The organism is Streptomyces sp. NPDC051921, from assembly GCF_040680975.1.
Lineage (GTDB): Bacteria > Actinomycetota > Actinomycetes > Streptomycetales > Streptomycetaceae > Streptomyces.
On record NZ_JBFAXU010000005.1, the window covers coordinates 281,246 to 308,209 of the forward strand.

Annotated in this window: 19 protein-coding genes and 1 riboswitch; of the genes, 5 read left to right on the forward strand and 14 right to left on the reverse strand. The window is 72.5% G+C overall.

Going from position 1 to position 26,964, the window contains the following annotated elements:
- Nucleotides 1–107: 107 nt before the first annotated feature.
- From AB0M16_RS09715 to AB0M16_RS09725, 3 genes are all read right to left on the reverse strand, one after another.
- Nucleotides 108–878 carry a M23 family metallopeptidase gene (locus AB0M16_RS09715; RefSeq protein WP_365340677.1) on the reverse strand — a complete coding sequence of 257 codons (771 nt, stop codon included), beginning with the start codon at nucleotides 876–878 and terminating at the stop codon, nucleotides 108–110.
- Nucleotides 879–890: 12 nt separating this feature from the next.
- A riboswitch (cyclic di-AMP (ydaO/yuaA leader) is annotated at nucleotides 891–1,057 on the reverse strand.
- A 203-nt stretch (nucleotides 1,058–1,260) separates the two neighbouring features.
- Nucleotides 1,261–2,658, reverse strand: coding sequence for a pitrilysin family protein (locus AB0M16_RS09720; protein WP_365340679.1), 1,398 nt, complete (start codon nucleotides 2,656–2,658; stop codon nucleotides 1,261–1,263).
- Nucleotides 2,655–4,004 (reverse strand): pitrilysin family protein, encoded by a 1,350-nt coding sequence (locus AB0M16_RS09725; protein ID WP_365340681.1) that lies wholly within the window; start codon nucleotides 4,002–4,004, stop codon nucleotides 2,655–2,657. Before AB0M16_RS09725 ends, AB0M16_RS09720 begins: the two co-directional genes overlap by 4 nt.
- Before the next feature lie 181 nt (nucleotides 4,005–4,185).
- On the opposite strand from AB0M16_RS09725, the gene AB0M16_RS09730 reads away from it, so the two are divergent.
- On the forward strand, nucleotides 4,186–6,642 hold the full coding sequence (locus tag AB0M16_RS09730; RefSeq protein ID WP_365340683.1) for a DNA topoisomerase IV subunit A: 2,457 nt from the start codon (nucleotides 4,186–4,188) through the stop codon (nucleotides 6,640–6,642).
- A 67-nt stretch (nucleotides 6,643–6,709) separates the two neighbouring features.
- Here the strand turns inward: AB0M16_RS09730 and AB0M16_RS09735 are convergent, their stop codons facing one another.
- Nucleotides 6,710–7,369, reverse strand: coding sequence for a TetR/AcrR family transcriptional regulator C-terminal domain-containing protein (locus tag AB0M16_RS09735; RefSeq protein WP_365340685.1), 660 nt, complete (start codon nucleotides 7,367–7,369; stop codon nucleotides 6,710–6,712).
- A 92-nt stretch (nucleotides 7,370–7,461) separates the two neighbouring features.
- Between AB0M16_RS09735 and AB0M16_RS09740 the strand changes: the two genes are divergently transcribed.
- A complete protein-coding gene (locus tag AB0M16_RS09740; protein ID WP_365340687.1) occupies nucleotides 7,462–8,919 on the forward strand; it encodes an FAD-dependent monooxygenase in 1,458 nt (485 codons plus the stop codon).
- Nucleotides 8,920–9,005: 86 nt separating this feature from the next.
- Here the strand turns inward: AB0M16_RS09740 and AB0M16_RS09745 are convergent, their stop codons facing one another.
- Nucleotides 9,006–10,133: a GTP-binding protein gene (locus AB0M16_RS09745; protein ID WP_365340689.1), complete on the reverse strand. Its 1,128-nt coding sequence runs from the start codon at nucleotides 10,131–10,133 to the stop codon at nucleotides 9,006–9,008.
- Nucleotides 10,134–10,301: 168 nt separating this feature from the next.
- Here AB0M16_RS09745 and AB0M16_RS09750 point away from each other — a divergent pair, with 168 nt between their 5' ends.
- The gene (locus AB0M16_RS09750; protein ID WP_365340691.1) at nucleotides 10,302–12,005 is read left to right on the forward strand and encodes a sensor histidine kinase; all 1,704 of its coding nucleotides are present in this window, start codon (nucleotides 10,302–10,304) and stop codon (nucleotides 12,003–12,005) included.
- Entirely contained in the window at nucleotides 12,002–12,721 is a 720-nt protein-coding gene (locus AB0M16_RS09755) for a response regulator (RefSeq protein ID WP_365340693.1), read from the forward strand. The genes AB0M16_RS09750 and AB0M16_RS09755 overlap by 4 nt, the downstream gene beginning before the upstream one ends.
- 6 nt (nucleotides 12,722–12,727) lie before the next feature.
- Here AB0M16_RS09755 and AB0M16_RS09760 read toward each other — a convergent pair whose 3' ends face one another.
- From AB0M16_RS09760 to AB0M16_RS09770, 3 genes are all read right to left on the reverse strand, one after another.
- Complete coding sequence (locus tag AB0M16_RS09760) at nucleotides 12,728–14,320, reverse strand: cation acetate symporter (protein WP_365340695.1); 1,593 nt, start codon at nucleotides 14,318–14,320, stop codon at nucleotides 12,728–12,730.
- Nucleotides 14,317–14,796: a DUF485 domain-containing protein gene (locus AB0M16_RS09765; RefSeq protein WP_365340697.1), complete on the reverse strand. Its 480-nt coding sequence runs from the start codon at nucleotides 14,794–14,796 to the stop codon at nucleotides 14,317–14,319. Before AB0M16_RS09765 ends, AB0M16_RS09760 begins: the two co-directional genes overlap by 4 nt.
- Before the next feature lie 190 nt (nucleotides 14,797–14,986).
- Nucleotides 14,987–17,104, reverse strand: a complete 2,118-nt coding sequence (locus AB0M16_RS09770) for a DNA topoisomerase IV subunit B (RefSeq protein ID WP_365340699.1) — start codon at nucleotides 17,102–17,104, stop codon at nucleotides 14,987–14,989.
- A gap of 430 nt (nucleotides 17,105–17,534) precedes the next feature.
- Between AB0M16_RS09770 and AB0M16_RS09775 the strand changes: the two genes are divergently transcribed.
- Entirely contained in the window at nucleotides 17,535–17,765 is a 231-nt protein-coding gene (locus AB0M16_RS09775; protein WP_365340701.1) for a hypothetical protein, read from the forward strand.
- A gap of 121 nt (nucleotides 17,766–17,886) precedes the next feature.
- Here AB0M16_RS09775 and AB0M16_RS09780 read toward each other — a convergent pair whose 3' ends face one another.
- The 6 genes from AB0M16_RS09780 to AB0M16_RS09805 all read right to left on the reverse strand — a co-directional run bounded on the left by AB0M16_RS09780 (nucleotide 17,887) and on the right by AB0M16_RS09805 (nucleotide 26,885).
- A complete protein-coding gene (locus tag AB0M16_RS09780) occupies nucleotides 17,887–18,705 on the reverse strand; it encodes a serine protease (protein WP_365340703.1) in 819 nt (272 codons plus the stop codon).
- A gap of 164 nt (nucleotides 18,706–18,869) precedes the next feature.
- Nucleotides 18,870–20,417, reverse strand: a complete 1,548-nt coding sequence (locus tag AB0M16_RS09785) for an RNA polymerase sigma factor (protein ID WP_365340705.1) — start codon at nucleotides 20,415–20,417, stop codon at nucleotides 18,870–18,872.
- Nucleotides 20,418–20,845: 428 nt separating this feature from the next.
- Nucleotides 20,846–21,784: an FCD domain-containing protein gene (locus AB0M16_RS09790; RefSeq protein WP_365340707.1), complete on the reverse strand. Its 939-nt coding sequence runs from the start codon at nucleotides 21,782–21,784 to the stop codon at nucleotides 20,846–20,848.
- A gap of 106 nt (nucleotides 21,785–21,890) precedes the next feature.
- Nucleotides 21,891–23,924, reverse strand: a complete 2,034-nt coding sequence (locus AB0M16_RS09795; RefSeq protein ID WP_365340709.1) for an ABC transporter ATP-binding protein — start codon at nucleotides 23,922–23,924, stop codon at nucleotides 21,891–21,893.
- 120 nt (nucleotides 23,925–24,044) lie between these two features.
- Complete coding sequence (locus AB0M16_RS09800) at nucleotides 24,045–24,809, reverse strand: NUDIX domain-containing protein (protein WP_365340711.1); 765 nt, start codon at nucleotides 24,807–24,809, stop codon at nucleotides 24,045–24,047.
- Between the two features lie 141 nt (nucleotides 24,810–24,950).
- Nucleotides 24,951–26,885, reverse strand: coding sequence for a glycogen debranching N-terminal domain-containing protein (locus AB0M16_RS09805; RefSeq protein ID WP_365340772.1), 1,935 nt, complete (start codon nucleotides 26,883–26,885; stop codon nucleotides 24,951–24,953).
- Nucleotides 26,886–26,964: the final 79 nt, after the last annotated feature.

The window sequence follows — 26,964 nt, forward strand, 5'->3', positions numbered from 1 at the left end:
GGCGACTCTATTGCAGGACGCCGGAATTTCCGATGGCGCCCGTGGGAAACGGACGCAAAAAAGCCCCGGCTCGTTTCGAGCCGGGGCTTTCGCGCGGGATTCGACCGTCAGACGTTCACGCCGCGGGAGCGCAGGTAGCTGATCGGGTTGATGTCCGAGCCGTAGTCGGCGCCGGTGCGCGCCTCGAAGTGGAGGTGCGGGCCGGTGGAGTTGCCGGAGGAGCCCGAGACGCCGATCTGCTCGCCCGGGGTGACCTTCTGGCCGACGTGGACCTGGATCGCGGAGAGGTGGCCGTACTGCGTGTACGTGCCGTCGTTCATCCGGATCACGATGTTGTTGCCGTACGCGCCGCCCCAGCCGGCCTCGACGACGGTGCCGGAGCCGACGGAGACGACCTTGGTGCCGTAGGCGGCGTGGAAGTCGATGCCGGTGTGGCTGCCGGAGGACCAGATCGAGCCACCGGTCTTGTAGCCGGTGCTCACGTACGAACCGGCCACGGGGAGCTGGAAGGACGCCAGGCGCTTGCGCTCAGCCTCGCGGGCGGCGCGCTCCTTGGCCGCGCGGATCTCCTTGGCGCGGGCCTCGGCCTTGCGCTTCGCCTCGGCGGCGGCCCTGGCGCGGGCGGCGGCCTCGTAGGCCTCCTCCTCCTGCGCGGCGGCCTGGGCGTCGACCCGCTGGGCGAGGGACTCCTCGGTGATCACCTGGGTGAGACCGGTGTCCTCGACGGAGGGCTCCTCCGTGTCGGCGGCGAGCGCCGGGGAGGCGAGGGTGCCGATGACGCCGGTGGTGGCGAGGGCCGCCACGCCGGCGATGCCCGCGCCGCGGCGCGCCATTCGGCTCGGACCACGATGCTTCCCGGTGGCACGGGTGAACGCCATGTAGTGGCTGATCCTTTCCTTCCCTCTCGCCTACCGGGTTAGCTGACGGGTTCGGAGCAGGAAGGTCTCCTACGGGCCCCTCCGCGTCGAGCGAAGGCGTCCGATTCACCCCAGGGGACTACGTGTGGGTCCCCGGCTCCCCAGGCTCGCGCCTTGCGGGGACTCGGCGATGACTGTCCGTTGCCGCGGATGCGGCGTGGTGCAAACGGCCGGACAGCCGGGTCGACGCTAGGCGGATCTTCTGTCAATCGCCAAACAGACGCGCCAGTTTGTAAGACATGCCACAGGGCATTCAGTCACACTCGTCCTCAATACGGACAAAGAGGAGGACCCCGGCGAAGCGGGTCGTCGGGGCCCTCGTCCGTGCGTGACGGCGGCTCAATCAGCCGGTGACGACGGTCACTTCCCCGATGCCGAGGGCCCGCACCGGCTCCTCGATCTGCGCCGCGTCGCCGACCAGGACGGTGACGAGCCGGTCCACCGGGAAGGCGTTGACCACGGCGGCGGTCGCCTCCACGGTCCCCGTCTCGGCGAGCCGCGCGTACAACTGGGCCTGGAAGTCGTCCGGGAGGTGCTGCTCGACCTGGTCGGCGAGCGTGCCGGCGACGGAGGCGGCCGTCTCGTACTTGAGCGGAGCGACACCGACCAGGTTCTGCACGGCGACATCACGCTCGGCGTCCGTCAGCCCCTCGGCCGCGAGGGTGCGCAGCACCTTCCACAGGTCGTCAAGTGCGGGGCCGGTGTTGGGGGTGTCGACGGAGCCGCTGATGGCGAGCATCGACGCACCGTGGCCCTCGCCGTCGGAGCGCAGCACCTGGCCGAAGGCGCGCACGCCGTAGGTGTACCCCTTCTCCTCGCGCAGGACGCGGTCCAGTCGGGAGGTGAGGGTGCCGCCGAGGCAGTACGTGCCGAGCACCTGGGCCGGCCACACGCGGTCGTGGCGGTCGGCGCCGACGCGGCCGATGAGCAGCTGCGTCTGGACGGCGCCCGGGCGGTCCACGATGACGACCCGGCCGGTGTCGTCGGCGGTGATGGGCGGCATCGGGCGCGGCGCGGCCGGGGCGCCCGTCCAGGCGCCCAGGGTCTCGTCGAGCACCTTGTCCAGCTCGACGTCGGTGAGGTCGCCGACGACGACGGCGGTGGCCGCGGCCGGCCGCACGTGCGCGTCGAAGAAGGCGCGGACGGCGGCGGCGTCGATCGCCTCGACGGTCTCCTCGGTGCCCTGACGCGGCCGGGACATGCGCGCGGTGGCCGGGAACAGTTCCTTGGAGAGCTGCTTGGCCGCGCGGCGTGCCGGGTTGGCCGTCTCGTGCGGGATCTCGTCCAGCCGGTTGCGCACCAGGCGCTCGACCTCGGACTCGGCGAACGCCGGGGCGATCAGGGCCTCGGAGAGCAGGCCGAGCGCCTTGGGCAGCCGGGAGACCGGGACCTCCAGCGAGACCCGGACGCCGGGGTGGTCGGCGTGCGCGTCGAGGGTGGCGCCGCAGCGCTCCAGCTCGGCGGCGAACTCCTCGGCGGAGTGCTGGTCGGTGCCCTCGGACAGGGCCCGGGCCATGATCGTGGCGACGCCGTCCAGGCCCTCGGGCTCGGCGTCGAGCGGGGCGTCGACAAAGATCTCGACGGCGACCACCTGCTGGCCGGGACGGTGGCAGCGCAGCACGGTGAGGCCGTTGTCGAGCGCGCCGCGCTCCGGGGCCGGGAAGGCCCAGGGCCTGGCCGCGCCCGGCTGGGGCTGCGGGTGGAAGGTCATGCTCGTCAAAGACGCGGCAGCGTCGGTCACTGGTCCGCCCCCTCTTCCTCGTCGCTGTCGTCGGCGTTCTCGGGTCCCACCGGCTCGTAGACCAGGACGGCGCGGTTGTCCGGGCGCAGCCGGGCCTTGGCGACCTCCTGCACCTCCTCGGCGGTGACCTCCAGGACCCGGTTGACGGCGGTCAGGGCCAGCTGCGGGTCGCCGAACAGCACCGCGTAACGGCACAGTTCGTCGGCCCGGCCGGCGACCGTGCCGAGCCGGTCCAGCCATTCGCGCTCCAGCTGGGCCTGGGCGCGCTCCATCTCCTCGGGCGTCGGGCCCTCCGCGGCGAACCGCGCCAGCTCCTCGTCGACGGCCGTCTCGATCTGCGGGACCTCGACGCCGCCGGAGGTCTTGACGTCCAGCCAGCCCAGGGAGGGCGCGCCGGCGAGCCGCAGCAGGCCGAAGCCGGCGGCCACGGCGGTGCGGTCGCGGCGGACCAGGCGGTTGTGCAGACGGGAGGACTCGCCGCCACCGAGGATGGTCAGGGCCAGGTCGGCCGCGTCGCAGGCGCGCGTGCCGTCGTGCGGCAGGCGGTAGGCGGCCATCAGCGCGCGGGCCGGGACCTCCTCCTCGATCACCTCGCGCAGCTGCTCGCCGATGACCTCGGGCAGGTCGCCGGGGCGCGGCTCGGGCTTGCCGTCGTGACCGGGGATGGAGCCGAAGTACTTCTCGACCCAGGCGAGGGTCTGCTCCGGGTCGATGTCGCCGACGACCGACAGCACCGCGTTGTTCGGCGCGTAGTACGTACGGAAGAAGTTCCGCGCGTCTTCCAGGGTGGCGGCGTCCAGGTCGGCCATCGAGCCGATCGGCGTGTGGTGGTAGGGGTGGCCGTCGGGATACGCGAGGGCGGTGAGCCGCTCGAACGCGGTGCCGTACGGCACGTTGTCGTAGCGCTGGCGGCGCTCGTTCTTGACGACGTCCCGCTGGTTCTCCATGGACTCGTCGTCGAGGGCCGCGAGCAGCGAGCCCATGCGGTCGGCCTCCAGCCAGAGCGCCAGCTCCAGCTGGTGCGTGGGCATGGTCTCGAAGTAGTTGGTGCGCTCGAAGCTCGTGGTGCCGTTGAGCGAGCCGCCGGCGCCCTGCACCAGCTCGAAGTGCCCGTTGCCGTGGACCTGCTTCGAACCCTGGAACATCAGGTGCTCGAAGAGGTGGGCGAGCCCGGTGCGGCCGTGGACCTCGTGACGCGAGCCGACGTCGTACCAGAGGCAGACCGCGGCGACCGGGGTCAGGTGGTCCTCGGACAGCACCACGCGCAGGCCGTTGGCCAGCCGGTGCTCGGTCGCTGTCAGGCCGCCGGAGCCGGCCTCGGCCGTGGCCGTGTGACCCATGGGCATGTACGTCCCTTCGATCGCGATGTGGAAAAGTCCTGCCACTGTATGCAAGCGCGTCGACACCTGGCGAAGTTCCCGCCCGTTCGTGATGTCCCTCTTCCGGGTCGAGGTCGGCGTTGTCCGTGGCACGGTCCACAATGGTCCGCGTCAGATCAACCTTGTTGGTGAAGGAGCCGCAGCCGCGATGGCCCGCCGCAGCACGAAGACACCGCCGCCGGACGACGCGTTCGAGGAGCGAATCCTCGACATCGACGTCGTTGACGAGATGCAGGGCTCCTTCCTCGAGTACGCGTACTCGGTGATCTACTCCCGTGCGCTGCCCGACGCCCGCGACGGCATGAAGCCCGTGCAGCGCCGCATCGTCTACCAGATGAGCGAGATGGGCCTGCGGCCCGAGCGCGGCTTCGTGAAGTGCGCCCGGGTCGTCGGTGAGGTCATGGGCAAGCTGCACCCGCACGGCGACGCGTCGATCTACGACGCGATGGTCCGCATGGCACAGCCCTTCTCCATGCGCCTGCCGCTCGTGGACGGCCACGGCAACTTCGGCTCCCTGGGCAACGACGACCCGCCGGCCGCCATGCGGTACACCGAGTCGCGGATGGCCCCGGCCGCCCTGCTCATGACGGACTCGATCGACGAGGACACGGTCGACTTCGCGCCGAACTACGACGGGCAGGAGCAGGAGCCCGTCGCGCTCCCGGCGGCGTACCCGAACCTGCTGGTCAACGGAGCGTCCGGGATCGCGGTCGGCATGGCGACCAACATGCCCCCGCACAACCTGGGCGAGGTCATCGCGGCCGCCCGGCATCTGATCCGTTACCCGAACGCCGACCTGGAAGCGCTGATGCGCTTCGTGCCGGGCCCCGACCTGCCCACCGGCGGCCGGATCGTCGGCCTGTCCGGCATCAAGGACGCGTACGAGACGGGCCGCGGCACGTTCAAGATCCGCGCGACGGCCACCGTGGAGACCGTGACGGCCCGCCGCAAGGGCATCGTCGTCACCGAACTGCCCTTCACCGTCGGCCCCGAGAAGGTCATCTCCAAGATCAAGGACCTGGTCGGCTCGAAGAAGCTCCAGGGCATCGCCGACGTCAAGGACCTCACCGACCGCAACCACGGCCTGCGCCTGGTCATCGAGGTGAAGAACGGCTTCGTGCCGGAGGCCGTCCTGGAGCAGCTGTACAAGCTGACGCCCATGGAGGAGTCCTTCGGCATCAACAACGTGGCCCTGGTCGACGGCCAGCCGCTCACGCTGGGCCTCAAGGAGCTCCTGGAGGTCTACCTCGACCACCGCTTCGACGTGGTCCGGCGGCGCTCCGAGTACCGCCGTGGCAAGAAGCGCGACCGGCTCCACCTGGTGGAGGGCCTGCTCGTCGCGCTCCTCGACATCGACGAGGTCATCCGGCTGATCCGGGAGAGCGAGAACTCGGCGGAGGCCAAGGAACGCCTGATGGCGCGCTTCTCGCTGAGCGAGATCCAGACGCAGTACATCCTGGACACCCCGCTGCGCCGGCTGACCAAGTTCGACCGGCTGGAGCTGGAGAGCGAGCGCGACCGCCTCAACGGCGAGATCGACGAGCTGACCGGGATCCTGGAGTCCGACGCGGAGCTGCGCAAGCTGGTCTCGGCCGAGCTGGCGGCGGTCGCGAAGAAGTTCGCCACCGACCGGCGCACGGTCCTGCTCGAGTCGGCGGGCGCGCCGGTCGCGGCGGTGGCCCTGGAGGTCGCCGACGACCCGTGCCGGGTGCTGCTGTCGTCGACGGGGCTGCTGGCCCGCACGGTGACCGAGGAGCTCCCGGCCGCCGAGGACGGCAAGCGGACCAGGCACGACGTGATCGTCTCGACGGTCGCGGCGACGCAGCGCGGTGACGTCGGCGTGGTCACGTCGGCCGGCCGGCTGCTGCGGGTCGCGGTGATCGACCTGCCGCAGCTCCCGGACACCGCGACCGCGCCCAACCTGGCGGGCGGTGCGCCGCTGTCGGAGTTCGTCTCCCTGGAGGCGGGCGAGACCGTGGTGTGCCTGACCACCCTCGAAGAGGCCTCGCCGGGTCTGGCGCTCGGCACGCTGCAGGGCGTGGTGAAGCGCGTGGTGCCGGACTACCCGGCGAACAAGGACGAGCTGGAGGTCATCGCCCTCAAGGACGGTGACCGGATCGTCGGCGCGACCGAGCTGCGCACGGGCGAGGAGGACCTGGTCTTCATCACGTCCGACGCCCAGCTGCTGCGCTACCCGGCGTCCCAGGTGCGGCCGCAGGGCCGGCCCGCCGGCGGTATGGCGGGCATCAAGCTGGCCGCGGGCGCCGAGGTCATCTCGTTCACCGCGGTGGACCCGGCGGCGGAGGCCGTGGTGTTCACGGTCGCCGGTGCGACGGGCACACTCGACGCCTCGGCCGCCACCTCCGCGAAGCTGACCCCCTTCGACCAGTACCCGCGCAAGGGGCGGGCGACCGGCGGTGTCCGCTGCCAGCGCTTCCTGAAGGGCGAGGACGTCCTGATCCTGGCCTGGGCGGGTGCGACCCCGGCCCGCGCCGCGCAGAAGAACGGCACCCCGTCCGAGCTTCCCGAGATCGACCCGCGCCGTGACGGCTCGGGCACGCCGCTGGCCAAGCCTGTGGACGTGCTGGCCGGCCCGGCGAGCTAGCCGGCCCCGGGCCGCGTTCCGTGCGCCCCCTGTTCCGCGATCGCGCGGGGCAGGGGGCGTCGTCGTGTCAGCCGCCGGGCGCGTACGTCGCCTCGATCCCGGCGACGATCAGGCGCAGCCCCTCCTCGAAGCGGCCGTCGTAGTCGGCGAAGATCTCCGCCCCGGCGGCCGCCGCGAGCGGGAACTCGGCGAGGCGTTCCGCCCGTTCGCCGACGTCGAAGCCCTCGCGGGGCTGTCCCGGCACCGGTTCCGTGCCCTGTTCCTCGGTGACGAAGCCGAGCGTGTACATGTACGCGGTCGTGCTGGCCCGAACCGCGTCGCGCAGCGAGAAGCCCGCCTCGACGAGCGCGCCCAGCTGCTCCTCCATGTCGACGGCGTGATCGGTGCCGGTGAACCGGGCACCGCTGTAGACCTTGGCTCCGTCGCGGTAGCGCAGCAGTCCGGCGCGCAGACCGCGGTTCGCCGCGAGGATCCGCTCCTGCCAGCTCACGTCGCCGGGCGGCCGCGCCTCGGGGTCGGCGACCATCTGCCGGTACATCACGGTCGCCATCTCGTCGAGCAGCGCCTGCTTGTTCTTGAAGTGCCAGTAGAGCGCGGGCGCCTGGACGTCCAGCTCCTGGGCGATGGCGCGCAGGGTCAGTCCGTCGAGGCCCCGCTCGTTCAGCAGGCGCAGGGCGGTCTCCGCCACTGTCTCGGGTTGCAGCCGGGTCGTCTTCTTGGTCGCCACCCCGTCACGTTATCCCCTTGACAGCTTAACGGCGTTAAGGGGATGCTCTCCATGCCGCAACTTAACGGCGTTAAGGACTCGGAGGAGCGGTCATGGACACGGACGTCGTCATCGTCGGAGCGGGGCCCACGGGACTGGTGCTCGCCATCGATCTGGCCCGCCGCGGGGTGCGCGCGGTGCTCGTCGAGAAGGGGGAGGCGCTCTTCCCCGGCTCGCGCGGCAAGGGTCTGCAGCCGCGCAGCCTGGAGGTCCTCGACGACCTCGGCGTGCTGCCCCGGATCGAGGCGGCGGGCACGCTCTACCCGCGGATGCTCGGCTGGGAGGGGACCGAGCGCCTCGCCGAGTGGGACATGCTCGAGCGCTCGGAGCCGACGGAGCAGGTTCCGTACGCGAACACCCTGCTCATCCCGCAGTCCCGCACCCAGGAGCTGCTGTACGAGCGGCTGACCGAGCTCGGCGGTGACATCCGGTTCGGCACCGCGCTCACCGGTCTCCGGCAGTCGGAGGACGGCGTCGAGGCGGACCTCTCCACCGGCGAGACGGTGCGCGCGGCCTATCTGGTGGCGGCCGACGGCGGGCGCTCCACGATCCGCAGGGCCCTCGGCATCGGCATGACGGGCGAGACGGTCGACCCCCGTCCGATGCTCGTCGCCGACGTCCGCCTCTCCCCCGACGCGATCGTCGACCGTGGCAACTGGCACATCTGGCTCAAGGCGCCGGGCGGCGCCGTGGCGCTCTGCCCGCTGCCCGGGGGCGACCGGTTCCAGCTCATCACCGGCTTCGAGGACGAGACGGCGGCCGTGGACACCACGCCCGAGGCAGTGCGCGCGCTGCTGGCCGCCCGCACCCCGCTGAGCGAGGAGGACGTCGTCGAGGTGCTGTGGGCCTCGGACTTCCGCGCCCGGGCGGCGATGGCCGACCGTTTCCGCGCGGGACGGGTCTTCCTCGCGGGCGACGCCGCCCACGTGCACTCCCCGGCCGGCGGCCAGGGTCTCAACACCAGCGTCCAGGACGCCTACAACCTGGGCTGGAAGCTCGGCCAGGTGCTGCGCCACGACGCCCCGGAGACCCTCCTCGACTCGTACGAGAGCGAGCGGATGCCCATCGCCGCCGATGTCCTCGGCATCAGCACCCGCATCCACCGGGCGAGCTCGGAGGGCGGGGGCACCCAGCGCGGCGAGGAGGTCCAGCAGCTCATGCTCGGATACCGGGACTCGGCGCTCGCCGTGGAGACCCGCGACGGACTCGCCGAGGACGCGCTGCGTGCGGGCGACCGCGCCCCGGACGGACCCTGCGGCGAGGACCGCCTCTTCGACGTCTTCCGGGGTCCGCACTTCACGCTGCTCGCCGTCGGCGTCCCGCTCCCGGCCCCGGTTCCGGCGCGGGCGCCCGTGCGGACGGCCCGGCTCGCCGCGTACGCGGCGTACGGCACCGGCCTCTTCCTGATCCGCCCGGACGGCTACGTGGGATGGGCCGGCGGGACCACGGACGGTCTCGACGCCTACCTCGCGGCGGTCGGCGCGGGGGCCGCCGTCCCGGCCGACGCGTGACGCTCCGGCAGGGCCCGGTCTCGCCTACAAGGCTCTGCCCCCTTGCTCCCCCGGTGACCGCTGCCGGCCGCGGTCACCGTGCACGACTACCGGCGGCGCACGACGACGGCGGCCCGGGCGGCACTGGCCTCACCGGCCCGGCCCACCTCCGCCTCGTCCTCGGCCTCGCTCCCCGGCTCGTCCTCGCTTCCGGGCACGTACCTCAGGACGCCCCACATGCTCTGCTCGTCCGGGGCGTCCTCGGAGCCGTCGAGCTCGCAGGCGGCGAGCCCCTTGCGGAGCGCCGCCGCGTCGACGCCTGAGCCGATCAGGACGAGCTGCGTGAGGCGCTCCTCGCCGGCCGGCCACGGCTCGGGGCGGAAGCGCAGGAAGCGGCCGACCGCGTGGACGGCATAGCGGTTGGCCGGGTCGGCGGCGCCGAAGTCGACGAAGCCCTTGAGCCGGTAGAGACCCTCGGGCCGGGAGTCGAGGAAGGACATCAGCCGGCGCGGGTGCAACGGGGTCGCGGTCGCCAGGGAGACCGTGTCGTAGGCCGCGTGCGGGTGGGCGTGCTCCTCGTCCTCGGCGGCGTACAGGATGTCCTCGATCGACATCTGGCCCGCGATCTCGCCCTCGGGCACGACCCGGTCGAAGAGCAGCTCCGGGTCGATCCGTCCGTGCGCGGCCTCGACCACCGCCGCCCGCGGGGCGAGCCCGGTGACGGTCTCCCGCACGATGCGGAGCGCGTCCGGCGCCACGCGGTCGGCCTTGTTCACGACGACGAGGTCGGCGGTCGCGAGATGGCGGTCGGTCTCCGGGTGGCGGTCGCGGGTCGCGGCGAACTCGGCCGCGTCCACCACCTCGACCAGGCCCCCGTAGACGATCCGCTCGTTGTCGCTGGCCAGGACCATGCGGACGAGCTCCTGCGGCTCGGCGAGGCCGCTGGCCTCGATCACGATGACGTCCAGCCGGACCTCGGGGCGGGTCAGCACCTCCAGGTACTCGTCGAGCTCGCTCGCGTCCACCGCGCAGCACAGGCAGCCGTTGCCCAGGGAGACGGTGGAGCCGACCTGGCCGGCCACGGTCATGGCATCGATGCCGATGTCGCCGAAGTCGTTGACCATGACCCCGATCCGCGTCCCGCGCGCGCTGCGCAGGAGATGGTTGAGCAGGGTGGTCTTCCCCGCCCCGAGAAACCCGGCCAGGACGACGACGGGGATCTGCTGGGTGGTCAAGGGTCATGCCTCCGGGCCGTCGGTGCGTACGCGTGGTGCCCGCGGCCGGTCCCACGACCGCGAAAACCCAGGATAGGCAGGCGCCGCCGGGGCTCCGGGCAGCGGCGGTCCCGTCCGGGCGGAAGCGGTATTTCCGGTCCGCGCCCTCGCCCCCGTACCGTTTCCGCCATGAGCCCCGCATCGAGCCCCGCCGCGCGGCCACCCGTCCGCCGGCGCAGGTTCGGGTGGCCGCGGCGGGTGTTCTCGCAGGTCCTGCTGATGCAACTGGTCATCGCGACCGGGGTGACCGTGCTCGCGACCGGGCTGTTCCTGGCCCCGCTCAGCGCCCAGCTCGACGACCAGGCCATGCGCCGTGCCCTCGCCATCGCCCAGACCACGGCCTCTCCGCAGGTCGCCGCCGGGGTGACGACCAGCAGGCCGTCCGCCCTGGGGCCCGTGCAGACGGAGGCGGAGCGCATCCGGCGTTCCACCGGTGCCGAGTACGTGGTCGTGATGGACACCCACGGGGTCCGCTGGTCGCACACCGACCCCGAACGGATCGGCAAGGTGGTCTCCACCGACCCGAGCGACGTGCTCGCCGGCCACGAGGTCATGGAGATCGACAGCGGCACCCTCGGGCGCTCGGCCCGGGGCAAGGCACCGCTGCGGGACTCCCGCGGCGAGATCGTCGGCGCGGTCTCGGTCGGCATCGAGTACGACAGCGTCCGCGACCGGCTCGTGGCGGCCATCCCCGGCCTGCTCCGCTACGCCGGCGGAGCCCTTGCCGCGGGCGCGCTCGCCGCGTACCTGATCTCCCGCAGGCTGCAGCGGCAGACCCATGACCTGGCCTTCTCCGACATCTCGGCGCTGCTCGCCGAGCGCGAGGCGATGCTGCACGGCATCCGCGAAGGCGTCGTGGCCCTCGACCGGACCGGCCGGATCCGGCTGATGAACGACGAGGCGCAGCGCCTGCTCGGGCTCGGCCCCGAAGCCACCGGGCACCCGCTGGAGGAGGTCCTGGGCGAGGGCCGCACAGCCGACGTGCTGGCGGGCCGGGCCACCGGCGAGGACCTGGTCACCGTGCGCGGCAGCCGGGTGCTCATCGCCAACCGGATGCCCACGGACGACGGCGGTGCGGTCGCCACCCTCCGCGACCGCACCGAACTGGAGCGCCTCGGCCGCGAGCTGGACTCGACGCGCGGACTGATCGACGCGCTGCGCGCCCAGGACCACGAGCACGCCAACCGGATGCACACCCTGCTCGGGCTGCTCGAACTGGAGATGTACGAGGAGGCTGCCGAGTTCGTCACCGAGGTGGTCGGCGTGCACCGCGCCACGGCCGAGCAGGTCACCGAGAAGGTCCACGACCCGCTGCTCGCCGCGCTGCTCGTCGGCAAGGCCGCCGTCGCCGCCGAGCGGGGCGTCTCGTTGCGCATCGCCCCCGGCTCGCTGCTCCCGGACCGGCTCGTCGACCCCCGTGAACTGGTCACCGTCGTCGGCAACCTGGTCGACAACGCCCTCGACGCCGCCTCCGGCAGCCTCCACGCGCGCGTGGAGGTGGATCTGCGGGCCGAGGAACGGACGGTGGTGCTGCGGGTCACGGACAGCGGCCCCGGTGTGCCGGCAGAGCGGCGCGAGCTGATCTTCACCGAGGGGTGGAGCACCAAGGCGCCGCCGGCGCACGGCAAGCGCGGTCTGGGACTCCCCCTGGTGCGCCGCCTGGCGGAGCGCCGGGGCGGCAGCGCCCGGGTCGGCGCGAGCGCGGACGGGGGCGCCGAGTTCACCGTGGTGCTGCCGGAGGCGCTGACCGACGCCGAACCCGAGGTCGGGCCCGAGGCCGGGCCCGGGACCGACGTGCCTCTGGTGTCCTCCCCCGCCGTGGAGGAGCGATGACCCGGGAAGCGGCGCAGATCGGCGTCCTCGTCGTCGACGACGACCAGCGCGTGGCACGGATCAACGCCGCCTACGTGGCCAAGGTGCCCGGTTTCCGGGTGGTCGGCGTCGCCCACTCGGCGGCCGAGGCGCTGACCCGCAGCGCCGAGCTCGCGGGGGCCGACACCCCCGTGGAGCTGATCCTGCTCGACCACTACCTCCCGGACGGCAACGGTCTCGCGGTCGTCAGGGAGCTGCGCGCCCTCGGCCGCCCGTGCGACGTGATCATGGTCACCGCCGCCCGTGACGTGGCGACCGTCCAGGCGGCGATGCGCCACGGAGCGCTGCAGTACCTGGTGAAGCCGTTCAGCTTCGCCGGCCTGCGCGCCAAGCTGGAGGCGTACGCTGCGCTGCGGCAGACCTTGGACGGCGGCGGCGAGGCCGAGCAGGCCGAGGTGGACCGGATCTTCGCGGCGCTTTCGGCGGGCGCGGTCGAACCCGAGCTGCCGAAGGGCCACTCCCCCACGACGGCAGAACTGCTCCGGCAGGTGCTGCTCGCGGCGGACGGGCCTCTGTCGGCGCAGGAGATCGCCGACCGGGCGGGGGTGAGCCGACAGACCGCCCAGCGCTACCTCAAGCTCCTGGAGCGGACCGGCCGGGTGCGGCTGTCCCTGAAGTACGGCGAGACGGGCCGCCCCGAGCACCGGTACGTCTGGGCCTCCTCGACGGCGCGCTGAGCTCGGTCAGACGGCCCCGGCGCCGGTGAGCGCCCGGACCTCCGTCTCTGCGTGCCGGGCCTCGTCCGGCGGCTCGGGCGAGGTGACGGTGCCGAGCCAGCCCGCGAGGAAGCCGAGCGGGATGGAGACGACGCCGGGGTTCTGCAGCGGGAAGAGCTGGAGGTCGACGCCCGGGAAGAGCGATTCGGGGCTGCCGGAGACGACCGGGGAGACCACCACGAGCAGCACCGCGGGGATCAGACCTCCGTACACCGACCAGACCGCGCCACGGGTGGTGAACCTGCGCCAGAACAGCGAGTAGAGGAGCACGGGCAGGTTCGCGGAGGCGGCGACGGCGAAGGCGAGACCCACCAGGAACGCCACGTTGAGATCGCGCGCGAGCAGCCCGAGGCCGATCGCGGCCGCGCCGATCCCGGCCGCGGCGAACCGGGCGACGGTCACCTCGCTGACCTGCCGGGCGTGCCGGCGGCGCAGCGAGGCGTACAGGTCGTGCGCGACGGAGGCGGAGGAAGCGAGGGTGATGCCGGCGACGACGGCCAGGATGGTGGCGAAGGCGATGGCGGCGACGACGGCGAAGAGCACGGTGCCGCCGGTGGAACCCGCTCCGCCGCCGAGGTCGAGGGCGAGCAGCGGTACGGCGGTGTTGCCCGCGGCGTTGGAGGCGCGAACGGTGTCGGGCCCGACGAGGGCCGCGGCACCGAAGCCGAGCACGATCGTCATCAGGTAGAAGCTGCCGATGAGGCCGATGGACCAGACGACGGAACGGCGGGCGGCGCGCGCCGTGGGCACGGTGTAGAAGCGGGACAGGATGTGCGGGAGCCCGGCGGTGCCGAGGACGAGGGCGATCCCGAGGCTGACGAAATCGAGGCGCGCCGCCCAGTCACCGCCGTAGCGCAGCCCCGGGGCGAGGAAGTCCCGGCCGTGACCGCTGCGTTCGGCCGCGGTGGTGAGCAACTGGTCGAAGTCGCCGTGGAAGCGGACCAGGACGAGCGCGGTGAGGGCGATCGTGCCGGCCATGAGGAGCACGGCCTTGACGATCTGGATCCAGGTGGTGGCCCGCATGCCGCCCAGCGTCACGTACACGACCATGAGCGCCCCGACCCCGACCACCGTCCAGGAACGGGCGGCGTCGCTGGTGCCGCCGAGCAGCAGGGCCACGAGGCTTCCGGCGCCGACCATCTGGGCCACGAGGTACAGCACGGAGACGGTGACGGAGGAGGCGCCTGCCGCGATCCGGACCGGGCGCTCGGCCATCCGGGAGGCGACGACGTCCGCGAGGGTGAACCGGCCGCAGTTGCGGACGAGTTCGGCGACGAGCAGGAGCACGACCAGCCAGGCCACGAGGAAGCCGACCGAGTACAGCATGCCGTCGTAGCCGAACAGCGCGATGAGGCCGGAGATGCCGAGGAAGGACGCGGCGGACATGTAGTCGCCGGCGATGGCGAAGCCGTTCTCCATCGGGGAGAAGAGCCGGCCGCCGGCGTAGAACTCCTCGGCCGAGCCCCGCCGGTTGCGGCCGACCCATGTGGTGATCCCCAGGGTGACCGCGATGAACACGCTGAACAGCAGCAGCGCGAGGTTCTGGTGGTCGCCGCTCACGGCCGCACCCCCCGGGTCATCTCCTGGGTGTCCCAGCGCAGTTCGAGGGCGGCCCGGTCCCGGCGCAGCCGGGCGTGCCGGGCGTAGGCCCAGGTCAGCAGGAAGGTCGTGGCGAACTGGGCGAGCCCGGCGACCATGGCGACGTTGACCGCTCCGGCGACGGGGCGGGCCATGAGGGCGGGGGCGGCGATCGCGGCGACGACGTACGCGAGGTACCAGAGGAGGAAGGCGGCGGCGGCCGGGAAGACGAACCCGCGGTACCGGCTGCGGACCTCCTGGAAGGCGGGGCTGCGCTGGACCTCCAGGTAGATGTCGGCGGTGGTCGGCGCGCTCGGCTGCCGGGGCAGGACGCCCGGCGCCGCCGGGGTGCCCTCGGGTTCGCCCCCGTCGTGCTCGCCCCAGCCGGCGGCCAGCTCGTCGTACCAGGGATCGTCGATCCGCACCGCCGCGGGGTCGCGCCCTTCCTGCTTCTCCACCCGTGAACTCTCCTTGTCAGCGAACCGTTTCGGCCGCGTGCCCAAGGATGGACAGAGCGGGAAGATCCCGGACTCTTCTCCCGCCCCTCTTCACCCCATTGTGTGACGCCTCCCCCGACATGCCTGACCGGCCCGTCCGACAGTCGTATCGGGCGGGCCGGTCAGGGCGGACGGGTCGAGGACCTCCGCGTCAGGCGTCGATGCGCGAGCGGTCGAGGGTCGCCGCGGAGCTGGTGATGAACTCCTTGCGGGGCGCCACGTCGTTGCCCATGAGCAGATCGAAGACCTGCTCGGCCGCCTCCAGGTCGCCGATGTTGATCCGGCGCAGGGTGCGGTGGCGCGGGTCCATGGTGGTCTCCGCCAGCTGGTCGGCGTCCATCTCGCCGAGGCCCTTGTAGCGCTGGATGGAGTCCTTGTAGCGGACCCCCTTGCGCTGGAACTCGAGCAGGGTCTGGCGCAGCTCGCCGTCCGAGTACGTGTAGACGTACTTGTCCTGGCCCTTCTTGGGCTGGACCAGCTCGATGCGGTGCAGAGGCGGCACGGCGGCGAAGACGCGGCCCTGCTCGACCATCGGCCGCATGTAGCGCTGGAACAGCGTCAGGAGCAGCGTGCGGATGTGGGAGCCGTCGACGTCGGCGTCGGTCATCATGATCACCTTGCCGTACCGCGCGGCGTCGATGTCGAAGGTGCGGCCCGAGCCCGCTCCTATGACCTGGATGATCGCTCCGCACTCGGCGTTCTTCAGCATGTCCGAGACGGAGGACTTCTGGACGTTGAGGATCTTGCCACGGATCGGCAGCAGGGCCTGGAACTCGCTGTTGCGGGCGAGCTTGGCAGTGCCGAGCGCGGAGTCTCCCTCGACGATGAAGAGCTCGCTGCGCTCGACGTCGTCACTGCGGCAGTCGGCGAGCTTGGCCGGCAGCGAGGAGGACTCCAGGGCCGTCTTCCTGCGCTGCGCCTCCTTGTGCTGACGTGCCGCGATCCGGGTACGGGCGGCGGCGACGGCCTTCTCCAGGACGGCGCGGGCCTGCGCCTTGGCGTCGCGCTTGGTGGAGGTCAGAAACGCCTTGAGCTCCCTGGCCACCACGGTGGCGACGATCCGGCGGGCCGCGGAGGTGCCGAGCACCTCCTTGGTCTGGCCTTCGAACTGCGGCTCGGCGAGGCGGACCGTGACGACGGCGGTGAGGCCTTCGAGGGCGTCGTCCTTGATGATGTCGTCCTCGGCGACGCGCAGCAGCTTGGCGGAGCGCAGCACCTCGTTGACCGTCTTGGTGATCGCCTGCTCGAAGCCGGAGACGTGGGTGCCGCCCTTGGGCGTGGCGATGATGTTCACGAAGGACTTGACCGTGGCGTCGTAGCCGGTGCCCCAGCGCAGGGCGACGTCGACGCCGAGCTCTCGGGTGACCTCGGTGGGGGTCATGTGGCCGCGGTCGTCGAGGACCGGGACGGTCTCCTTGAAGGTGCCCTGGCCGGTGAGGCGCAGCACGTCGCAGACGGCCTTGTCCTGGGCGAGGAACTCGCAGAACTCGCTGATGCCGCCGTCGAAGCGGAACGTCTCCTCACTCTTGCCGACCCCTTCCAGGTCGCGCTCGTCGCGGACGACGATGGTGAGGCCGGGGACGAGGAAGGCGGTCTGGCGGGCGCGCTGGTGCAGCGTCTCCAGGGAGAGCTTGGCGTCCTTCAGGAAGATCTGCCGGTCCGACCAGTAGCGGATGCGGGTGCCGGTGCGGGTCTTGGGGACGCGCTTGCCCTTGCGGAGGCCGCCGGACGGGTCGAAGGGGCTGTCGGGGCCCTGCTCGGTGAAGATGCCGGGGACACCGCGACGGAAGGAGATCATGTGCGTCGCGCTGTTGCGGTCGACCTCCACGTCGAGGCGGGCCGACAGGGCGTTGACCACGGAGGCGCCGACGCCGTGCAGACCGCCCGAGGCCGCGTACGAGCCGCCGCCGAACTTTCCGCCGGCGTGCAGCTTGGTCATGACGACCTCGACGCCCGAGAGTCCGGTCTTCGGCTCGACGTCGACCGGGATGCCGCGGCCGTTGTCCTGGACCTCGACGGATCCGTCGTCGTGGAGGATGACCTCGATGTGGTCGCAGTAGCCACCGAGGGCCTCATCGACCGAGTTGTCGATGATCTCCCAGATGCAGTGCATCAGGCCGCGACTGTCGGTGGACCCGATGTACATACCGGGTCGCTTGCGGACGGCTTCGAGCCCCTCCAGGACGAGCAGGTGCCGCGCGGTGTAGTTGGAACCGTCACGGTCTGCGGTCAGCAGCGCACTGGACGGCACGGACGTCTCGGCGGTCACGCGGTTCGCTCCTCGCTGAATTTGAAATCTGGCCCGGTGGGGTAAGGCCCGGCGTCGGTCACCCGTCAGAGGGTACCGATGCCTGGTAGAGCCGTTGTCACGCCACCCTCCTGATTCCTCATGCTAGTCCAGTGTCGTATGAATGTTCGATCCCTCGATGGGGTGACGCGAACATCACGTTCCCTTCGAGGCATGAACCATTTAGGGTTCGGGCACGTCCTCATGAACAACCGGCAACCCGCCGGAGGGACGCAACCACACACAGCAACGCGAAACCCGTAGAGCGAAGCAATACGGCTCATTCGCCGCCAACCGGCAGCAGACAGCCACCTGGAAGAAGTTTCGAGGAAAAGCCACGAGCGGGAACGTTTTCGGCCTGGTTGGATGTTGACCCTGGTACGACAGCTCGTCGAGCTAGAGAAGAGGCGACGTGACTACTGTTCTGACCCCCGCGAGCCCCCTGACGGCCGCTGACCGCTGCGACCGCTGCGGCGCCCAGGCTTACCTGCGTGTCGTCCTTGTCAGCGGCGGTGACTTGCTCTTCTGTGCCCACCACGGGCGCAAGTTCGAGCCGGAACTCAAGAAGATCGCCGCAGAGATACAGGACGAGACCGACCGGCTCACCGACGTGCCGGCGCGCACCATGGGCGACGAGCACTGACGCCTCGCATCCACGACGAGCGAAGCGCCGGTCCCTGACGACCGGCCGACGGGCGGCCACTCCCGCAGTCCAAGGGGGGTGGCCGCCCGTTCTCGTACCGTGACGCTGTCGCGGCGGACGGTCAGAAGCGTTGCGGCAGCACCGCGGACACCCGGGTGTAGACCCCGGGGTTCTCCGCCTGACCGCAGCCGCTCCCCCAGGAGACGAGCCCGATCAGGCGCCCCCGCGCCACCAGCGGCCCCCCGCTGTCACCTTGGCACGCGTCCCTGCCTCCGTTCGGGTCCCCGGCACAGAGCATGCTGTCGCCGCGGTACGAGACGCCGAAGCCGCCCGGGTACGCCCGCTCGCAGGCCCCGTCGGGCAGCACCTGTACCTGGGCCGAGCGCAGGGACGTCGCGTACGAGCCGTTGCCGGTCGTGTCCCCCCAGCCGTACACGGTCGCCGGCGTCCCCGGCGCCATCGCCGCGTCACCCGGGGCGGCCACCCCGATCACGTACGCCGCCGGCAAGGCCTTCTCCAGCGTGAGCACCGCCAGATCGCCCGAGTTCCCCGCCGGATCGTAGTCCGGATTGACCCAGGTGCCGCTGATCCGGACCTCCTGACCGCCGTACCCGCGCAAGGACGTGCGCCCCGCGATCACCTTGAAGTCGGAGAGCTGCCACGGCTCACCGCCCAGCACTTCGCGGCCCAGGCAGTGGGCCGCCGTGAGCACCTTGGTGGGGGCCACGACCACCCCTCCGCAGAACTGCCCCGCCCGCGTTCCCCCGAACCGGTCACGACTGGACAGCGCGACGACCCACGGGGCCTCGGTGATCCGGGTCGGCTGCCCGCCGACCACGACGCTGTCTGCGGACGCGGGGGCCACGGCGGCCAGCGGTGCCACGGCCGCCGCGATCAGGCCCAGGGCACCGGTCAAAGCTCGGGCGACGGGACGACGCATGGGGCCTCCTGACTCTCCGATGGTGTCGGTTCACCCAGCGTCGTCCAGGCGTGCCCGCCGTGCCACCCGCGCGGACGCCGAAGGGCCCGGCTCCCCGTGCGGGGGAACCGGGCCCTTCGTTCGTCGTACCTGCCCTCGGCGGACGAGTCCCTGAGCGGGTCCCGTCAGTCGAGGTAGTCGCGCAGCACCTGCGAACGCGACGGGTGGCGCAGCTTCGACATGGTCTTGGACTCGATCTGACGGATGCGCTCACGCGTCACGCCGTAGACCTTGCCGATCTCGTCGAGGGTCTTCGGCTGCCCGTCGGTGAGTCCGAAGCGCATGGAGACGACGCCGGCCTCACGCTCGGAGAGCGTGTCGAGGACGGAGTGCAGCTGCTCCTGCAGAAGGGTGAAGCTGACCGCGTCGGCCGGGACGACCGCCTCGGAGTCCTCGATGAGGTCACCGAACTCGCTGTCGCCGTCCTCGCCCAGCGGGGTGTGCAGCGAGATCGGCTCGCGGCCGTACTTCTGGACCTCGATGACCTTCTCCGGGGTCATGTCGAGCTCCTTGGCCAGCTCCTCCGGGGTGGGCTCGCGGCCCAGGTCCTGGAGCATCTGGCGCTGCACACGGGCGAGCTTGTTGATGACCTCGACCATGTGCACCGGGATACGGATGGTGCGGGCCTGGTCGGCCATGGCGCGGGTGATCGCCTGACGGATCCACCAGGTGGCGTACGTGGAGAACTTGTAGCCCTTGGTGTAGTCGAACTTCTCGACGGCGCGGATCAGACCCAGGTTGCCCTCCTGGATCAGGTCCAGGAAGAGCATGCCGCGGCCGGTGTAGCGCTTGGCCAGCGAGACCACCAGACGGAGGTTGGCCTCCAGGAGGTGGTTCTTGGCGCGGCGGCCGTCCTCGGCGATGATCTCCAGCTCGCGCTTGAGCTTCGGGGCCAGCTTGTCGGAGTTCGCCAGCTTGTCCTCGGCGAACAGACCGGCCTCGATGCGCTTGGCGAGCTCGACCTCCTGCTCGGCGTTGAGCAGCGGGACCTTGCCGATCTGCTTCAGGTAGTCCTTGACCGGGTCCGCGGTGGCACCGGCGACGGCGACCTGCTGCGCAGGAGCGTCGTCCTCGTCCTCGTCGGACAGGACGAAGCCCTTGCTCTCGCCCTCGGCCTCTTCCTCGTCCTTGCCGGGCGCGACGTCCTCGAGCAGCTCCTCGCCCTCGAGCAGCTCCTCGTCCTCGCCCTTCTTGGCCGTGGTCTTCTTGGCCGCCGTCTTCTTGGCGACGGTCTTCTTGGCCACCGTCTTCTTGGCGACGGTCTTCTTGGCCGCGGCCTTCTTGGCCGGCGCTCCGGCCTCGTCGGCCGGGTCAGCGCTCTCGGCCGCCGGGGCCGCGGTGGCGGCCGAGACGGTCTTCGTCACGGTCGTCCTGGCGGTGACGGTCTTGGTGGCGGTGCGCTTGGCCGGGCTCTTCGCTGCGACGCTCTTGCGGGCGCGCTTCGGCGACTCCGCTGCACTGACCATCAGCGTCACACCCTCTTCCTCGAGGATCTGATTGAGGCTGCGCAGAACATTCTTCCACTGGGTTGGCGGAATCTGGTCAGCCTCGAAGGCCCGACGCACGTCATCGCCGGCGATCTGCCCATCAGCCTTTCCCCGCTCGATGAGCGCCATCACAGACTCGGACTCGGCGATCTCCGGCGGGAGCGTACGGGATGTGCTGGCCGACACGAACAACCTCTCGGAACGATGGAAAACGGCTTCCGGCCCCGCCCTGGATCAGGCTGGAGCCGACGACCGTCGGCCAGGAATGTGCCGACGGCGCGGGCTGGACCGGGGAACTGCACAGCGCCCTGAGCGGCTGCTGTATTCCTTCCTCGGCTGTCACCTCTTAGGTCATCGCGCGGCTTCGAGGAGTGTTACGCCCAATCCGCGTGGCCCGAGTCACACCTCATTTGCGACGAATCCACCATGAAACCTCCGGAACGCGACACAATCAAGGGGTCCGGACCGATCGATTCCGGTCCCACCTTCCACGGTCGCACCTTCGCGCCGCCAGACCCGGGCGCATCCGGGGGCGGTTCTCCGCCCCCGGACTGCGCTCGGGTCCGGCGGCACGCGGCGCGGATGCGGCGGCGCTCCTGGCCACGACTCGCGGATCAGTGCTCGCGGGGAGCCGGCACGACGCGCTCCACCTCGGGGTGGACGGTCAGCAGCTGCCGCATGGCCGACTCGGCGGCGACGGCGTCCCCGGCGGCGAGCGCGTCGACGATCCGGGCGTGATGGCCCAGGCAGCCCTCGCTCGGGCGGTCACAGCCGGTCGCGGGCGCCCCGGAGACCTGGAGGGCCGAGGCGACGATGCCGGAGAGGTGCTCCAGCATGCGGTTGCCGGCGAGCTGGATCAGGAGGGCGTGGAACTCGGCGTCGGCGCGGGAGAAGGTGATGCCGTCGCCCTGGGCGTACGCGTGGCCCATGATCTCGACCATGTCGGCGAGGCGCTGCTGGACGTCCTCGCGGCCGTGCCCGGCGGCGAGCCGGGCGGCGAGGGGCTCGATGGTCCAGCGCAGCTCGTTCAGCTCGCGCCGCTGGTCGTCGCGCTGCGGCCCGAAGGCGCGCCACTCGATGATGTCGGGGTCGAGCAGGTTCCAGTCGCTGACCGGCCGGACCCGGGTGCCGACGTTGGGGCGGGCGCTGACCAGGCCCTTGGCCTCGAGGACGCGCAGCGACTCGCGGACGACGGTGCGTGAGACCTCGAAGCGCTGACCGATCTCCTCGGGGACGAGGGGGCGGTCGGCACCGAGGTCGCCGGAGACGATCATCTGGCCGAGCTGCTGGACGAGCTGGCCGTGCAGCCCGCGGCCGCGACTGCCGGTGGCCCTGCGGCCGACCCGGCCGAGGTCCTCCGGCATCTCCCAGGCGGGCGGGCCGACGCGGTCGGCTCCGGGCGCCTCCGCGTAGGGGTAGCGGTCGAGGTCGCCCGGGGCGCCGAGGCCGGACTCGACGGGGCGGGCGGGGGTCATCATGGTGTGCGCAAGGGTACTCACGCATCCTTTGTCGGCGTGGCTCTCGTGCCCCTTGAGGTCTTTGGTGAAAAGCACACGAAAGGGTGATCGGCACCCCCTACACAATTGACGATTAATCGGACATAAGGGGCATTTTTTATGGGAGTTGTCCGCGAAACGGAACCTTCTGATCCAATCGTGATCACCAACGGGCCCTGCTGTGGCGGCCGGTGAGCACATAGGCACAGAGCAGGACCGTCAACGTCAAGGTCAGAGCCACTCCCACGGGCTGTCCGACCACCCGCAGCGCCCCCATCAGCCACCGGTCGGCGGCCGACGCCCACTCGGCGCGGGCGAACTCGCGCAGCCGGGTCGGAAGCCCGGTGACGGTGCGACGGGGCGCTCCGGCCAGGAGGCGCTGCAGCGGCGGCGCGAAGAGCACCGGTACGGCGAGGACCGCGGCGACTCCGGCGGCCGCCGCCCGGAAGACCCCCGCACCGAGCACCCCGGCCCAGGCGCACCCGACCACCAGGCCGAACCAATTCGCACACAAGGTGGGCCAGTTCCTCGGCACGGGGATCAACTCACCGCCGTAGACGAGACGCAGGGCCTCCAGGTCGACCACGACGACGAGCACCGCGAGGACCGCCCCTACGGCCGCGGCGACCGCGAGCTTGGCGAGCAGCAGGCCGAGGCGGCGGGGCACGGCGCCGCGCCCCGTGGTCAGGGCGGGGTAGCGGTACTCCTCACCGAAGGAGAAGGCGCCGAGGAGCCCGGCCCCGAGGGCGGCGGGCGGCAGCGGGGAGATCCCCGGCCAGCCCGCCAGGAGGGCGGGCAGGGGGGCCCGCCCGCCGCGAGCGAGCAGCACGGCGAGCGTCACGGACACGAGCAGGACGCCCACGGCGACGAGCGGTGTGGACGGCACGCCGAGAAGCCGGCGGATCTCGTAGCGCAGCGGGCGGAGCGGGGACCGGTACGGACCGCGGCGGGAGCGAGGGGGCCGGGGAGCCGGGCGCCCGGGGGCGGCTCGGTCACCGGGAGACGCCGCTCCGATGCCGGGGGATGCCGCTCGGACGTCGAGGGACGCGGCTCCGACGTCGGGTGACGTGACTCCGGGGGCCTCGGCCGTGTCGGCGCCGCCTCTTCCGGCCCGCCTGTTCCCCCGCCACCCCTTCCAGGCCGGCTTCCGCCCGTCCCCCGCCGGCTTCCTTCCGGCCGCCGCCTCCCCTTCCGGCCGCTTCTCCGCCCGGGGGCCGGCCGCGTGCTCGGAGGCGGGTGCTCCGGGTGCCGCCGCGGCGGGACCGGGCCGGTCCGTCGCCGGGCCGGCGGGACGCGTACGACCGCCTCCCGCGGCGCCCGTGTCGCCCGCGGTACCGATCTCGTCGGCGAGTCGGTGGATGAGCACGCCGTTGCGGAAGGCGCTCTCGCCGACGGTCGCGCAGTCGCTCCCGTACACGGAGAGGCGGTTGCCGCCCTCCGTCACCACCTGCACAGGGCGGCGGGCGGCACGCGACTCCTGGGCGAGGACCGCGGCGAGCCGGGCGGCGTGCGGGGTGCGCACGGAGACCCGGGGGCGCAGCCGGGTGCGGGTGAAGTCGGCGGCGTCCTGGTCGGCGGCGAGCCGCCCGCCGTCGAGGGTGACGACCCGGTCGGCGTTGCGGGCGGCGTCCTTGGGATCGGCCGTGGTGTAGAGGACGGTGCCGCCCTCGTCGGCGTGGGCGCGCAGGAGTTCGTGGAGCCAGGCGCTCTCGCGTACGGAGAGTCCGGCGCCCGGTTCGTCGAGGAGGAGGGTGTGCGGGTCGCCCAACAGGGCGGAGGCAAGGCCGAGTCGGCGGTCCATGCCGCGGGGCAGGGTGCCGATGCGCTGGTCGTGCGCTCCGGTGAGCCCCACCGCCTGGAGCATGTCGTCGGCCCGGGTGCCGGAGACGCCGGCGGCGGCGCAGAGCATGCGCAACTGGCTGCGCAGGGTGCGGGAGGGGTGGCCGGGTACGTCGCCGAGGAGGACGCCGACCTCGCGGGCGGGGTGGGCGACGCGGTGCAGGGGCCGGCCCCGGAAGTAGGTGACGCCACGGCCCGGTTCGAGCTGCAGCATGAGCCTCAGGGCGGTGGTCTTGCCGGCGCCGACGGGCCCGAGCAGGGCGGTGACGGTGCCCGGCCGGGCCTCGAAGGAAAGGTCGTCCACGGCGGGCGGAAGGTCCCGGCGGGGGGTGCTGGTGAGTCCGATGGCCTGGAGCATCGCTTCTCTCGCGGGTAGGTGAGACCGCTCCGCGGCAGGGCGGCTGTTCCAGCAAGATAACGCTACATTTCGGACTTTTGGTGCATGGTTGGTGGCTCGGGGTCGCCGGACGATCGCCCGTCAGACCTCCGGGCGGAGCATCGGCGGGTTCAGCAGCGTTGCCCCGCCAGCGCGGAACAGCTGGGCAGGGCGCCCGCCCTGACGGGTCGTGGTGCCGCCCGCCGGCACGAGGAAGCCCGGCGTGCCGGTCACCTTGCGGTGGAAGTTGCGCGGATCCAGGGCCACGCCCCACACGGCCTCGTAGACGCGGCGGAGCTCGCCGACCGTGAACTCGGGCGGGCAGAAGGCCGTGGCCAGGGAGGAGTACTCGATCTTGGAGCGGGCGCGCTCCACCCCGTCGCCCAGGATCCTGGCGTGGTCGAAGGCGAGCGGCGCCGGCGGCTCACCCTCCGCCGCCGCGTCCTGCCCCAGGAGCTCCTCCACGGGCGCCCAGCGCGCGCTGTTGGCATCGCCGCCGGCCCGGGGAGCGGGCAGGTCGGGGGCGAGCGCGAGGTGGGCCACGCTGACCACGCGCATGCGCGGGTCCCGGTCGGGCGCCCCGTAGGTCGCCAGCTGCTCCAGGTGCGCGCCGTTGCCGTCCACGAGCTCCGGGGCACCCCGGTCGTGGACGCAGAGTCCCGTCTCCTCGACCAGTTCGCGCGCGGCGGCGGTGTCGAGGTCCTCGTCGGCCCGGACGAAGCCGCCCGGCAACGCCCAGCGGCCCTTGAACGGGGCCTCCCCCCGTTTCACGACCAGGGCGCACAGGGCATGGCGCCGCACGGTGAGCACGACCAGATCGACGGTGACAGCGAAGGGCGGAAAGGCCGACGGGTCGTAGGGAGACATGCCCGCGATCATAGTCGTCTTCCTGACGATAAACACGTCTGCCGGAAGGATCCGGACCACTTCTTCTCCGCCCCGCCCCTCCCCGTCCCCCTCTTCTTCCGCTCCGGCTCGCCTTCCGCCGCGGAAACGCCGTCGGCCGGGTCAGACCCCCAGCTGAAGGCCGGGTGCTGCCTCCTCGACCATGCCGAGTCCGAGCCGCCCGACGCGTGCCGCGAACGGCTCGCCGGCGACCCGCAACCCGGACAGGCGCACCTCGCCGAGCGGGGCCGACGGCAGCGGGTGCAGCGCCACCGTGCGACCGGGGGCGTCAGGCCGGACACCGAGAACCGCGGTCAGCAACTGCACGCCGGCCGCGGCGGCCACCGCCGCAGGCCGGCAGGCCGCCGGGTGCGGCACCGGCAGGGCGCCGACCGTCCGCCGCTCCCCCGCGTACATCTCGGGCAGCCGGTGCGCGAAGGCCTCGGCGGCGTCGAGCACTCCGCGCAGCAGCGCCGCCGCCTCGCTCTCGTGGCCCGCCACGGCGAGGCCGGCGACCGCGACGGCCGTCTCGTGCACGCGGACCGCCCCGGACCGGTGCCCGAACGGGTTGTACCCGGGCTCCTTCTCTCCCAGGCCGCGCAGGCCCCAGCCGGAGTCGAGCCCCGGAGCGGCCAGCAGCCTGGCCAGACGCTCGGTCTGGGCCTTGTGCAGCAGTCCCGGCGCGTGACGCCCGGCAGCGGTCAGCCCGGTGTCGAGGAGGTGGGCCGCCCAGCCGCCCAGGTGGGGCAGCGGCCTGCCGTCCGCCGTGCGGGCCAGCACGGGCCGACCGCCGGAGGGGTCGTCGAGCCAGAACCTGCTGCGGAACCGTTCGCGCAGCGCCTGGGCCCAGTCCCGCCACGCCTCCCCGCCCGGCCGCCCGCAGGCGTCGAGCAGATCGGCGCCGAGCACGGCCGCCCGGTGGGCGTGCGCCTGCGTCTCGGCCCGTGCCGGCCCGGCGGGCCACGGGTCCGGCACGAACCCGTTGTCGTCGACGGCCCCGCGCAGCCAGTCGAGGCACCGCTCCGCGGCGGGGAGCAGTTCGGCCAGGTCCTGCTCGGGCAGCCCCCAGCGGCGGGCCTCGGCGAGGACGACGGGGAAGGCGAGGGTGGCCTCGACGCCGGTGCACCGGGGCGGAAGGTGGGGGCCCGCGTCCCTGAGCGGCCCGGGAATCCGCCCGGCCTCGGGTCCCGGTCCCCCGTGTTGGGTACGGGCGAGGGCCCGCAGGGTGGTCGCGGCGAGCCGGGTACCGAGGGGGAGGGCCATGCGGGCGGCCCAGAGCGCCTCGGCGGTGACGGGTCCCGTGCGCCAGGGCACTCCGGCGGCGAGATACACGTCGGCGGGGTGCGTGGGGTCGCGCTGGAGGAGGGCGCGCAGATCGGCGACGGAGGCGCGCAGCAGCGGTCCTGGCCGCAGGTCCTCCCCCTCGGCGACGGCGTCGGCGACGACGTGCCCGCCGGGGCGCCCGTTGCTCGCTCCGAGCGGCCGCCGCCCGGAGCGCTCCCCGCGGATCCGGAGGGTGAGGACGAAGCATCCCCCCGGGGACAGTTCGGCCTCCCAGCGGAGGAGTCCGGCCGCCGCCAGTGCGTCGCTGGGCGGAGGGTCCACCGAGACGGTGACGGCGGCGCCGTCGTCGGCGGTCCAGCGGAGCCCGGTGCCGTGGACGCTCGCGGTGAGCTCCGTCCCGGGCCGCCCGGCCGCCACCGGTCCCAGGTCCGCGAGATCCGTGCCCAGAGCGAGCTCCACCGGGAGCCGCAGCGGCCGGGCGACGGAACTGCGCAGGGTGATCCGCTCGGTCCCGTCGGCCTCGCGCGACCGTTCGACGACGAGGCCTGGATCCGGGCCGGTGTCCCCGGGCGCACGCATGGCGCCGAGGAAGTCGGCACGGTCCGCGGCGGTCGACCGGCTCCGGAGCGGGACGGGCTCGCGGCCGGCGACCCGCAGCACGCAGCGGGAGAGAAGTCTGCGTCCGGCGAGGAAGACCCCTTCGACACCGACTCCGGTGAGCTGTCCGTGCCGGGGGCTGAGGACGAGGGCGGGGAGGGCGACGCCGAGGAGCATGTCGTGCACGGTGGGGAGATCGCCGGGGCGGACCGCCCCGGCTCCCGGCACCGGTGGCGGAGCTCCGTTGCGGGTGAGG

Coding starts and splice junctions, on each gene's coding strand:
- AB0M16_RS09715 (WP_365340677.1), bottom strand. CDS start 878: ATGGCGTTCACCCGTGCCACCGGGAAGCATCGTGGTCCGAGCCGAATG.
- AB0M16_RS09725 (WP_365340681.1), bottom strand. CDS start 4,004: ATGCCCATGGGTCACACGGCCACGGCCGAGGCCGGCTCCGGCGGCCTG.
- AB0M16_RS09730 (WP_365340683.1), top strand. CDS start 4,186: ATGGCCCGCCGCAGCACGAAGACACCGCCGCCGGACGACGCGTTCGAG.
- AB0M16_RS09740 (WP_365340687.1), top strand. CDS start 7,462: ATGGACACGGACGTCGTCATCGTCGGAGCGGGGCCCACGGGACTGGTG.
- AB0M16_RS09750 (WP_365340691.1), top strand. CDS start 10,302: ATGAGCCCCGCATCGAGCCCCGCCGCGCGGCCACCCGTCCGCCGGCGC.
- AB0M16_RS09755 (WP_365340693.1), top strand. CDS start 12,002: ATGACCCGGGAAGCGGCGCAGATCGGCGTCCTCGTCGTCGACGACGAC.
- AB0M16_RS09780 (WP_365340703.1), bottom strand. CDS start 18,705: ATGCGTCGTCCCGTCGCCCGAGCTTTGACCGGTGCCCTGGGCCTGATC.
- AB0M16_RS09795 (WP_365340709.1), bottom strand. CDS start 23,924: ATGCTCCAGGCCATCGGACTCACCAGCACCCCCCGCCGGGACCTTCCG.
- AB0M16_RS09800 (WP_365340711.1), bottom strand. CDS start 24,809: ATGTCTCCCTACGACCCGTCGGCCTTTCCGCCCTTCGCTGTCACCGTC.
- AB0M16_RS09805 (WP_365340772.1), bottom strand. CDS start 26,885: ATGCTCCTCGGCGTCGCCCTCCCCGCCCTCGTCCTCAGCCCCCGGCAC.